The 3,219-nt window shown below is 62.4% G+C and carries 5 protein-coding genes; 3 read left to right on the forward strand and 2 right to left on the reverse strand.

Annotated features, from left to right (window positions below; translation table 11 throughout):
* Positions 1 to 158: 158 nt before the first annotated feature.
* Entirely contained in the window at positions 159 to 593 is a 435-nt protein-coding gene (locus tag AC0L3H_RS32835) for a DoxX family protein (protein WP_473588228.1), read from the forward strand.
* A 56-nt stretch (positions 594 to 649) separates the two neighbouring features.
* On the opposite strand, the gene AC0L3H_RS32840 is transcribed toward AC0L3H_RS32835, so the two are convergent.
* Positions 650 to 955 (reverse strand): hypothetical protein, encoded by a 306-nt coding sequence (locus AC0L3H_RS32840; RefSeq protein ID WP_023803842.1) that lies wholly within the window; start codon positions 953 to 955, stop codon positions 650 to 652.
* A 337-nt stretch (positions 956 to 1,292) separates the two neighbouring features.
* Here AC0L3H_RS32840 and AC0L3H_RS32845 point away from each other — a divergent pair, with 337 nt between their 5' ends.
* Positions 1,293 to 1,703 (forward strand): hypothetical protein, encoded by a 411-nt coding sequence (locus AC0L3H_RS32845; RefSeq protein ID WP_473588229.1) that lies wholly within the window; start codon positions 1,293 to 1,295, stop codon positions 1,701 to 1,703.
* A gap of 79 nt (positions 1,704 to 1,782) precedes the next feature.
* Positions 1,783 to 2,331, forward strand: coding sequence for a terminase large subunit domain-containing protein (locus AC0L3H_RS32850; protein WP_473588230.1), 549 nt, complete (start codon positions 1,783 to 1,785; stop codon positions 2,329 to 2,331).
* A 220-nt stretch (positions 2,332 to 2,551) separates the two neighbouring features.
* Here AC0L3H_RS32850 and AC0L3H_RS32855 read toward each other — a convergent pair.
* A partial coding sequence (locus AC0L3H_RS32855; RefSeq protein WP_473588231.1) for an IS4 family transposase occupies positions 2,552 to 3,219 on the reverse strand: 668 nt, incomplete at its 5' end.

Below are 3,219 nucleotides of genomic sequence, written 5' to 3' on the forward strand. Positions count from 1 at the left end.
CCTGATTGCGTTTCAAAAAACGCCCCATGCGCCATCTGCGCCAAACTTCGGCCCCCGTGCAAAGCCCTCACTTGGGGAGAAGGGGAAGCGCCGCATGTCGGGTTTGCGGCTGGTGCAACGTCCTTGGGGCGAAATCGGTCGCAACCCTGGAGGACGGCATGTCATCGGAAACCACCCAATCACCGGCTCAACCGCCGTGGCAGACCGCGGCAATCCTAATTGGCCGCCTGATCTTCGCAGCCGTCTTCCTCATGGCGGTGGCCTTCAAATTCATCGACATGGGCGCCACCGCGGGCTACATCGTCGCCGCCGGATTTCCGTTCCCGCTGTTTCTGGCCTGGTGCGCGGCCGTGCTCGAAGTCGTCCTCGTCCTGTGCTTCCTGACCGGCGCCTTCTTCTCGCAGGCCGCTCTTGTCGCCGGCGCCTATGTGCTGTTCCTCGCCTTTGCCTTTCACGGGCCGTCGCACTGGGCCGGAAACCAGGCCGAGTTCGGCTTTTTCGTCGATCATTTTACCTTCCTGGCCGGGCTGCTGTTTGCCGCCGTGCATGGGCCGGGCCGTGTGCTGACCTGGAGGCCTGCATCGGCCAGCTGATCGTAGCTCGGCTGGCAAGCGGCGTTCCGATACGGGACGGCGAGGCGATCGCGACGTCACATCTGGTCGTTGTAGGGTTCCTTCATCTGGCCGACCATGCGCGCCAGCTTGGAGAAGGACGGCATGTCCGCCTCCGGCTGGCACTGGTTCGCCAGCTCCAGCAGCCGGATCGGGAAGTTGACGGCATCGCGGCTCGACGCCGACATGCCTTCGGAGCGCTCCTCGCTGGTCTCGCTGGCTTCGGCCTTGCGCAAGGCAATGTCTATCTCTTCGACCGTCAGTACGCCCTTGCGGACAAGGACCTGATTGATCGATGCGACGGCCATCAGCAGGCCCTCGAGTTGCAGATTGGCGACATTCATGGCTTTGCTCCCATTGGCAAATTGCAAACGCGCGAACACCGGTTCCGATCCTGCACCATAGCGCGGCGGGCGGCCGAATTTTAGGCCGGCCCGCGAGATTTCGCTTGCTTTGTGACGGCAGCTATGCTAGGAATATAGTCATGGTGCTGATTTGCGCCGACGACCCGCCCACCGAGGCGGGTTTTTTAATTCAGGCCTTCTCACAAGTTCGTGCCTGTGTTGCCGATATCAAATGCCGGCGGGACAGCGCCCCCTCTGTCCTGCCGGATATCTCCCCCACTTGGGGGAGATCGGATGTCACCCCGGCTTTCGCCAATCACCAGCATCGCGGTAGGCCATGGCCGAGAATCCTTTCGACGACGGACCGGCTGATGTGACCGAACCCAGGGCTTCCGGCCGGCCGAAGCGAGCGAAAAAAACGTTGGCCGATGGTTTTCTGAACGCCATCCGCGCCGATTTCCGGGCACATGGCGCCGGCGTCATCGCCGAGGTTCGTACCGAAAAGCCCGATCAGTATCTGAAGATCGTGCTGTCGGTGCTGCCCAAGGATCTGCATCTCAACATCAACAGTCTGGAAGCACTGAGCGATGACGAAATCAGGCAGCGCATCCGCGGCCTCGAAGCCGTCCTGCGGCCGTTTCTCGAAAAGTCCGGCGTCGCAGGACAGGGCCTCGCAAAACCAGGCCGCGACGGCGAAGACCGAGTATCTGAGCCTGCTCAGGGAATTGGACCGGAGGCGGCGCACTAACCAGCTTGCCGCCTACCGGCCTTACCCGCGACAGGCCGAGTTCCATGTGGCCGGTGCTGCCAACCGAGAACGCCTGTTCATGGCCGGCAACCAGCTCGGCAAGACAAGGGCCGGCGGCGCCGAATGGGCGATGCATCTCACCGGCCGCTACCCCGAGTGGTGGCAAGGCAAGGTTTTTGACACGGCCGTGCGGCTGTGGGCGGCCGGCGTCACCGCCGAGGGCACGCGCGACAACCCGCAGCGCATTTTGGTCGGCCCGCCGCAGCAGCCTGCGGCGTGGGGCACCGGCATGATCCCGGCCGACGCCATTGTCAGCACCATCATTGGGCGCGGCGCGCCGCATGGGCTGGACAGCGTCGTCGTGCGCCATGGCGGCGGCGGCGATGTGCAGGCCGATGAATCGGTGCTGTCGTTCAAGAGTTTTGAGAAGGGCCGCGAAAAGTGGCAGGGCGAAACGCTGCACGGCGTCTGGTTCGACGAGGAACCACCGCTCGACATCTATTCCGAGGGCCTGACCCGCACCAACGCGACAGGCGGCATCACCATCGTCACTTTTACGCCGCTCCTCGGCATGTCGGAAGTGGTGCTGTTGTTTCTGTCGGCGGAAGCGGTGGAGGGAATGGGGTGAGGGGGCAAGTTCAGGAAGAGTGGGTCTTTTCGAGCAAAATCCGAAGACGTCCTTCCTACCTCGCGCTGCCCCTCATCTGCCTGCCGGCATCTTCTCCCCGTATAGTGACGGGGAGAAGGGGCTGGCCGCGGCCTCGGCGCTCTTTCCGCACGTTGGCAATTGGCGAAACCGACGATGGCGGCTTCTTTCTCCCCGTTTACGCAGGGCTGTCCGGGGAAAGTTATTCATATACGAAGGCCATCTGATTGGGAGACGCTCGGTCCCTTGGGCGGCTTGGATTGACCGGTGGCGGCTTCTCGATGGTGTGCATTTTCCGCCGCCCGAACAAGTATTGAGCGACCAGTTCTGTGAACCTCAAGATTGGAATAGTGACGCGGCGGGTGCGCGCGATAATGCGCAGCAGTGCAAAGGCGATCATTGCGGCAAAGAGTTGCAGGCGGATTGCATTGCTGCTGTTGCCGAGGAACTTGCGGATCTTGAGGTGCTGCTTGATCCAGCGGAACAGAAGCTCGATTTGCCAGCGGCCTTTGTAGAGCTGTCCAATCTCGACGGCGGAGCGCTCCAGATCGTTGGTCAAAAGCGTGATGGTGTCGCCCTCTTCGCGCTGAACGCGCAGGCGACGCAGCCGCATCGGCAGCTTGAAAACGCCCTTGCTGACCAGGCTTACCTCACTGTCTTCCACAACCAGGAAGCCGTCGCCCTGCGGCTCGGCTACAGGGCGATCGCGCACCAGCGCCAGCCCCATGTTGGATTTGGGCCGCGTCACGAAGATCGATCCGGCTTCGGCGATCGCCGTCCACCAGCCATAATGGCAGTAGCCCTTGTCGAACACGTAGGTCGCTCCAGCTTCGATCGTGATCTGGCGACCGACCTGGGCGTCGTTGACGT

This window comes from Mesorhizobium sp. WSM4816 (assembly GCF_055811535.1).

Excerpts from the sequence above, each read along its gene's own strand:
- AC0L3H_RS32835 (WP_473588228.1), top strand. The coding sequence starts at position 159 with ATGTCATCGGAAACCACCCAATCACCGGCTCAACCGCCGTGGCAGACC.
- AC0L3H_RS32840 (WP_023803842.1), bottom strand. The coding sequence starts at position 955 with ATGAATGTCGCCAATCTGCAACTCGAGGGCCTGCTGATGGCCGTCGCA.
- AC0L3H_RS32845 (WP_473588229.1), top strand. The coding sequence starts at position 1,293 with ATGGCCGAGAATCCTTTCGACGACGGACCGGCTGATGTGACCGAACCC.
- AC0L3H_RS32850 (WP_473588230.1), top strand. The coding sequence starts at position 1,783 with ATGGCCGGCAACCAGCTCGGCAAGACAAGGGCCGGCGGCGCCGAATGG.